At 65.4% G+C, this 6,314-nt stretch carries 5 protein-coding genes and 1 pseudogene; 2 read left to right on the top strand and 4 right to left on the bottom strand.

All coding sequences use genetic code 11. The annotated features are described in order from the left end of the window. Positions 1 to 448 (bottom strand): annotated as a pseudogene (locus tag BRA62_RS04870) (hypothetical protein); the annotation flags it as partial. Positions 449 to 577: 129 nt separating this feature from the next. Between BRA62_RS04870 and BRA62_RS04865 the strand changes: the two are divergent. After that, positions 578 to 2,200, top strand: a complete 1,623-nt coding sequence (locus tag BRA62_RS04865; RefSeq protein WP_292365283.1) for a putative manganese-dependent inorganic diphosphatase — start codon at positions 578 to 580, stop codon at positions 2,198 to 2,200. Between the two features lie 15 nt (positions 2,201 to 2,215). Here the strand turns inward: BRA62_RS04865 and BRA62_RS04860 are convergent, their stop codons facing one another. Together BRA62_RS04860 and BRA62_RS04855 are read right to left on the bottom strand one after the other, a co-directional pair. After that, entirely contained in the window at positions 2,216 to 3,538 is a 1,323-nt protein-coding gene (locus BRA62_RS04860) for an NAD(P)/FAD-dependent oxidoreductase (RefSeq protein ID WP_292365281.1), read from the bottom strand. A 9-nt stretch (positions 3,539 to 3,547) separates the two neighbouring features. Then, positions 3,548 to 4,513: a hypothetical protein gene (locus BRA62_RS04855; RefSeq protein ID WP_292365279.1), complete on the bottom strand. Its 966-nt coding sequence runs from the start codon at positions 4,511 to 4,513 to the stop codon at positions 3,548 to 3,550. 180 nt (positions 4,514 to 4,693) lie between these two features. On the opposite strand from BRA62_RS04855, the gene BRA62_RS04850 reads away from it, so the two are divergent. Next, positions 4,694 to 5,440: a DUF128 domain-containing protein gene (locus BRA62_RS04850; RefSeq protein WP_292365277.1), complete on the top strand. Its 747-nt coding sequence runs from the start codon at positions 4,694 to 4,696 to the stop codon at positions 5,438 to 5,440. On the opposite strand, the gene BRA62_RS04845 is transcribed toward BRA62_RS04850, so the two are convergent. Further along, entirely contained in the window at positions 5,434 to 6,225 is a 792-nt protein-coding gene (locus BRA62_RS04845) for a TrmB family transcriptional regulator (RefSeq protein ID WP_292365275.1), read from the bottom strand. The two genes, BRA62_RS04850 and BRA62_RS04845, sit on opposite strands and share 7 nt — an antisense overlap. Positions 6,226 to 6,314 lie beyond the last annotated feature (89 nt).

Below are 6,314 nucleotides of genomic sequence, written 5' to 3'. Positions count from 1 at the left end.
GGCCGGCGGCGAAGGCGTCCGGCTTCGCGGCCACCGACGCACTGAGCGGGGTGCCGTCGACCCGGACCGGGACCGGGTGGCTGAGGGTTCCGTTCTCCCGGAGGTCGAGGGAGAAACGGGGGTAGTAGGTGCCGTCGGGAGCGTCCGCCCGGACGGCGAAGGTGAACGTCCGGTTGAGTCCTGCCCCGAGGTCCCCGACCGAGAGGTAGGGCTCACCCGTCGGGACGACACCGTCCTCGTAGAGGCGGGCCCCGCCGAGCGGGACGGTCGAGGGGCCGGTATTCTGCACGGCAACCGTGATGGTCCCCGCGTCGCCCGGCATCAGGACCGCCGGGTCGATCGCAACGGACGTCACCGTCACGTCTCCCGGGGCTCCCACTGCCGGGGAGATGAGGAGGCATGCCAGGATGAACAGGGCCGGGGCGGGCCAGGGGCGATCGGTTCCCACGCGGAAGAATGGAGAGAGCCTCTACTTCAACGTTACCCCGCACAGCCCGGGGGCCGGCATAAAGCCTTTGACGGCGGAGGGCGATACCTCTGGAGACAACCGTTCCCCCGCCGGGGATCAGAGGAGAGCATGGGACAGAACAAGATCGTTATCATCGGCCACAAACAGCCCGACACCGACAGCATCTGCAGTGTCATCGGCTACGCCGAGCTCCTCAACCGCGCCGAACCGGGGAAGTACATCCCCGCCCGGTGCGGGGAGGTGAGCCCGGAGACGAGGTTTGCACTCGAGACATTCAACGCCGAGGCGCCGGTCCACGTAGCGAGCGTCGAGCCCACCGTATCGGATATACCGCTCGATACCCGGAGCGTCCGGCAGGATCTCCCGACAATCGACGTCGCCGCCCTGATGGACACCTACGACATGCGGAACATGCCGATCACGGACGAGAACGAGACCCTGGTCGGCCTCGTCAGCGAGTACGGCCTCGCCCGGGCCTACGTCCGGAAGAACCCCCGGGAACAACTCTCGCTCATCCCGATGCCGCTCGATACCCTCGCCCGCATCCTCGATGCCCGGGTAGTCGTGCCGGCGTGCGAGACGCTCGGAGATGGCCGGGTCTACACCGTCATCGACGCCCTGCACGTCACCCTCTCCCGGATGACGCCCGACGATATCGCGATCGTCGGGGACAACGAACCCGCCCAGCTCGCCCTGGTATCGGCAGGAGTCGCCGCGCTCATCATCGCCGAAGGTGCGCCGGTGGGCGAGCGCGTGATCGACGCCGCCCGGACGAGAGGGGCCTCGGTGCTCGCGACGACACTCGACGCCTTCAGCGTCGGCAAGATGATCAGTCTCTCCCTCCCCGCGAGCATGATCATGGAGACCGACGTCCCCACGGTCCGGATGGAAGACTCCCTCGAGTACGCGAAAAGCGTCGTCTCGAACTCCAAGTTCAGGACGGCCTGCGTCGTCGGGGAAGGGCGGCATCACATCGGGCTCATATCCCGGACGACGCTGATGCAGGACGTCCAGAAGTCGGTGATTCTCCTCGACCACAACGAGTATTCACAGGCCGTGGACGGAATCGAGCAGGCGGATATCCTCGAGATCATCGACCACCACCGCCTCGGGGCGATCTCCACCTTAAAACCGGTGCGGTTCCTCAACGACCCCGTGGGGTCGACCTCGACGATTGTGGCGAACAAATTCATCGAGGCCTGCGTGGAGCCCACGCCGTCGACCGCCGGGCTCCTCCTTTCGGGGATCCTCTCGGACACGATGGTGATGAAACTCTCGACGACCACGCCTGCGGATATCAGGGCGGCGGACTACCTCGCGGAGATAGCCGGGGTCGACCCGGCCGAGTTCGGGCCGGAACTGATCCAGAAAGGCATGGACCTCGATGCCCTCCCGAAGGAAGAACTCCTCACCCGGGACATGAAGCGCTACAACCTCTTCGGGCGGAGCATCATGGTCTCGCAGGTGATGACGTCGTCGTTCGATTTCGCAGAGACCCACGCCGACGAGATCCGGGCCGAGATTGAGCACCTGCGGGCGACGATGGGGGTCGACTGCTTCTTCGCCCTCTTCACGAACGTCTTTAGTAACGCGAGCGACCTTTTCGCCGCCGGGGACGAGGCCTGCATCACCAAGCTGGACCTGCGGGACCAGCCCGTCCGGCTCGAGGGCGTCATGTCCCGGAAAAAGGATTTCATCCCGAAGTTCGGGCAGATGTTCCGGCAGCTCTAGAGCCGCCGGGACGAATCACTCGTTCTTCTTTTTGAGCATCCCCGCAGCGTAGCGGGCGAGCCCGTAGACGCCGTCGGTCGAAGGGTGGACCTCGACGATGTCGTCGAAGTCGTCGACGGTGACGCCCCGCTTCATCAGGTAGCCGACGTAGGAGAGGAGGGTCGCCGCCCCGGGAACGGCGGCGGCGGCCCCGGTGAGCCGGCCGCTCCCGGGATCGACCCGGACCTGCGCAAGGCCCGCCCAGCCGCCCGCCACGTCCCAGAACGAGCCGGGCCCTGCGGGGGCCGGGGCCGAGAGGGTGACGCCTTCGTCGGCGCCGACCGCGGCGAAAGCGTAGTCGTAACGGAGGCTCATCGCCTGGGGAATGCCCTCATAGTCCATGACGGTCTCGCGGCCGAGGATGTTTTCGGCCGCCACCACGCCTTCCCGGCGGGCCGCGGGAGTGAGGTAGGGTGGGCCGATGACGTCGCCGGCTGCGTAGACGCCCTCAACGCTCGTGCGCATCCGCCGATCGACGGTGACGGCACCGTCCGGGCTCTTCCTGAGCCCCTGGAGCGACTCCGAACGAGGAACGAGCCCGGTGGCAAGCAGGACGGCATCGGCCTCGAGCTCCTCGCCGTTGGCGAGGAGGACCGAGCGGACCCTTCCACTCCCCTCGATACCTGCGACGGCGGTCTCTTCGCGGATGCCGACCCCGGCAAGGTCGCGCAGCGCGGCGGAGCGCATCTTCGGATCGAGGTCCGCGAGCAGCCCGTGCCGTGCGACGATCTCGACTTCGGACCCGAACGCACGGAATATGTGGGCGAACTCCGCCGCCACCACCCCGCCGCCGATGACGGCCATGCGGCGGGGAAGATCGGGCATCGCGGGGAGCGTCTGGTAGGTGTAGACGCCCAGAAGTTCGGTTCCGGGGATGTCGGGGATTGCCGGGCGCGACCCGGTGGCCGCGAGGACTGCGTCGGCCCGGACCTCCTCGTCGCCGATGAAGACCCGGCCCCCCTCCAGCCGGCCAACTGCTCCGTAAATGACCTCGACCCCCGCCTGCCGGGTCTCGGCGTCCAGGACAGAGGAGAGTTTCCCCTGGACCTCGCAGATCCGTCTCCTTATTGCCGGGTAGGAGACGGCCGGGACCGAGTCGAGGATACCGAGGTCCTTCTGGGTCCGGGCGTACTCGATGAGCCGGGCGACGTCGTTTAAGGCGCAGATGGTCATGCACCGCTCGTGGAGGCACTGTCCGCCGATGCTGCGCTGCTCGATGAGCCGGACCTCCTCCCCGGCCTGTGCAAGGTGCATCGCCCCGAGCCTTCCCGCGGGCCCGCCGCCGATGACGACGATCATGATTCTTACCTACAGCAGTTCGACGCCCTCGTCCATCGGCATCGAGAGAACCTCGCCGGTGAACCCGTTGACCTCGACGATCTTGCTCCCGCCCCGCACCTGCCAGACCGGCACGTAGACGGTCTCGAGGTCGACCTTGATGTTGTTCCGGTCGGGTTTGAGGGTCTTTTCCTCATAGAAGATGGCATCGCCCTTCTCGTAGCGGAACCGCACCCGCTGGGTGAGCCGGTCGACGACATCGCGGACTAGCTGCGCCTCCACGTCCTCCCGCACGAGCCGGGCGGGCACGATCTCGGAGCCGAACGGGACCGGTCCCCGCTCGATCTCGTCGGGGTCGATCTCCATCTTCAGGCCGTTGATGGCGTTGATGGCCCCGGCCCCTTCGGCGTCGAAGGAGATCAGCCGATCCTTCACCTCGCGCTCGCCGGCGCTCACGTAGCGGTAGTTCCAGTACGGAATGAACCGGCACTTCGCCGTCCCGTGCAGCCCGGCGATTCCGCAGGCACGCTTCTCGGCGACCTGCACCGGGAGATGGGGCAACTCCGGCCCGTCTTCCGGCTCTTCCTCCACCGTTGCAGGGATGGTCTCCACCGGTTCGCGCCGGATAGCCGGGGCCGGGCGGCCTAAGTCCAGGACCAGGCTCTGCCCAAGCACCTCCGCAAGCGCCGCCCGACCCGCGTACCGGACGAACTCGTCCACGCCCCACAGGATGCAGTCCTCCGTCCGCACCCCCGGATCGAGGGTGAAGAGCAGTTTTCTGCAGACCCAGTCGTCATCGCCGGTGCGCAGGCGGTAGGTCATCGAATCGAATTTTTCAATCGTCTCCAGGTCGTCCGAGCAGAGCACCACCATGGCGTCTTCGCTCCCGATTGCGGAAAGATCCAGCGGGTCGCCGACCTCCTCGACGTCATAGGAGGCCGCGATCAGGATCCGTTTCAGCACGTTCCGGGCTTTTTCCCGAGTCCCACTCTCCATTCATCTTACAATACCACAGGGAGATAGAACAAGTTTTCCCTCCGCAGGTCGGGGGGGCAGGAGGACAGGGGCCGGAAATCCGCCGGGATAAGAACGGCAGTAAGCCGGGCTCGCGACTGCAACGCGGAGGTCCCTCTTCGAAGGCAACACTTTTTCCCCTGCCGTGCAAGAGATCTGATAGTGCACAGCCCCCTGAAGTTCACCAATCACCGTATCGAGGAGTACGCGCTCCGGGTGACCTACCGCCCGGAGGAGGACGCGGGGACGATCATCTACAACCTCTCGCTCATCGAGAGCCATGATCTCGAGTTCGCGCTCTCCATCATAAAAGAGGCCCACAAAGCGGGCATCACCATCAGCGACAGGATCCTGATTGTCGGGCCGGGGGAGCAGGTCGGCGATTACGCCGTGCCGGACGGCAAACATGCCGTCTGCACGATGTGCAGCATCACCCTCGACGCTCTCCTCCTCCGGCGCGGCATCCCGATCAACCCTATCGGCGGGGGGATCGTCGAGGTCGAAGGAAGAGTTCCGCGGCGGTTCACGAGCATGATCCTCTACCGAGACACCACGCTCGACCCCCTTGAGGTCCTGATCTCCCAGGAAACCACATCAATTCTCGACGTCATGCGCCACAGGGACGGCAATATCCTCGCAAACATCCGGGAATGCCACATGGAGGCTGAACCGCTCATGAATACGGTGTTCGACGAACTGACGGCCATGGGTTTCTCCGGCATCCTTGATGTCGGCGTCCCGAACGTCCCCCTGCTCGGGGTTCCGGTAAGCCCGCAATACGTGGGCGTGGCGATGGTCGGGGGCACCAATGCGATGGCGGCCGTCAAGGAGACAGGTAGATCGGTGGTGACGAAGGCGCTCAAAGGGCTGATCGATATCCGGGAGATGAGCTACCTGGAGGATTATTGAACCCCGGCCCTTGCCCATTCCGTGACGGTGGTGATATGCCGCCGCACAAACAGGACGAGCCCCGCAGACTCCGAATAGAGGGCCGAGGGCTGCCCGTCGGCCCCCTCCATCCAGAGCAGCGCCCGGGCGTCGTCCACCAGAAAGACACCGGACCTCTCGTACGGCAGCAGTTTATCCGCCGGGAAACGAATCTCCTGCAAAACGGCGAGGGGAAGGACGTGGAGCCGGAACCGGGAAGGCTGCTCGCCCTCCCAGCGCTCGGTGACGATGTCGACCGACACGGAGTCGGGGACGGGATCGAGCAGTTCGAGCATGCTCTCCCGGAGGAGGTCCCATGTCGCCAGCACCTCCACGCTCCGCTCCGCGCTCCGGAACATGCCGGCAAGGCGGGTCCTGATGTTCTCCTCCCCGTAGATGGTCCAGACCAGTTCCTGGTCGCCCCGGCCTCCCGGCCCCTTCTCCCGGTAGAGGGCGTCGAGGGCCGTCCGGGCGCTCTGGGCATCGCTCTCGATCCGGCGCATCAGGTTCTCGACGCCCTGGTCGGGAGGAACCGCGTCAAACCGTTTGGGCGTCGTGTGGGAGACACTGACCAGCTCCTTCTGGACGAGCCGGTCGAGGACCGGGTAGACGGACGCGCGCGGCACGCCGGAGATCTCGTGAACCTCTGTCGCAGTCGCACCCGCCGTCCTGAGGAGCCCGATATACACGAGGGCTTCGTACTTCGTGAGACCCAGTGATTTCAGAGATTCGAGGAGGGCGTTTGGAACATCCCGGGGAGCCTTCATTCCATCATGTATATATACCGGCTGGCAATAAATGTTGTTGCTACAGTAACAACAAGGTGAAGAGATGCGTTGGCAACATGTACCGGTAC

It is taken from the genome of Methanoculleus sp. UBA208, assembly GCF_002498065.1.
Taxonomy (GTDB): Archaea; Halobacteriota; Methanomicrobia; order Methanomicrobiales; family Methanoculleaceae; genus Methanoculleus.
The sequence above is the reverse complement of the archived record's forward strand: the minus strand, read 5'-3'. Positions and strand labels throughout refer to the sequence as shown.

What these genes read in the sequence shown, in the direction of transcription:
- BRA62_RS04865 (WP_292365283.1), top strand. Translation starts at nt 578, where the DNA reads ATGGGACAGAACAAGATCGTTATCATCGGCCACAAACAGCCCGACACC.
- BRA62_RS04860 (WP_292365281.1), bottom strand. Translation starts at nt 3,538, where the DNA reads ATGATCGTCGTCATCGGCGGCGGGCCCGCGGGAAGGCTCGGGGCGATG.
- BRA62_RS04855 (WP_292365279.1), bottom strand. Translation starts at nt 4,513, where the DNA reads ATGGAGAGTGGGACTCGGGAAAAAGCCCGGAACGTGCTGAAACGGATC.
- BRA62_RS04845 (WP_292365275.1), bottom strand. Translation starts at nt 6,225, where the DNA reads ATGAAGGCTCCCCGGGATGTTCCAAACGCCCTCCTCGAATCTCTGAAA.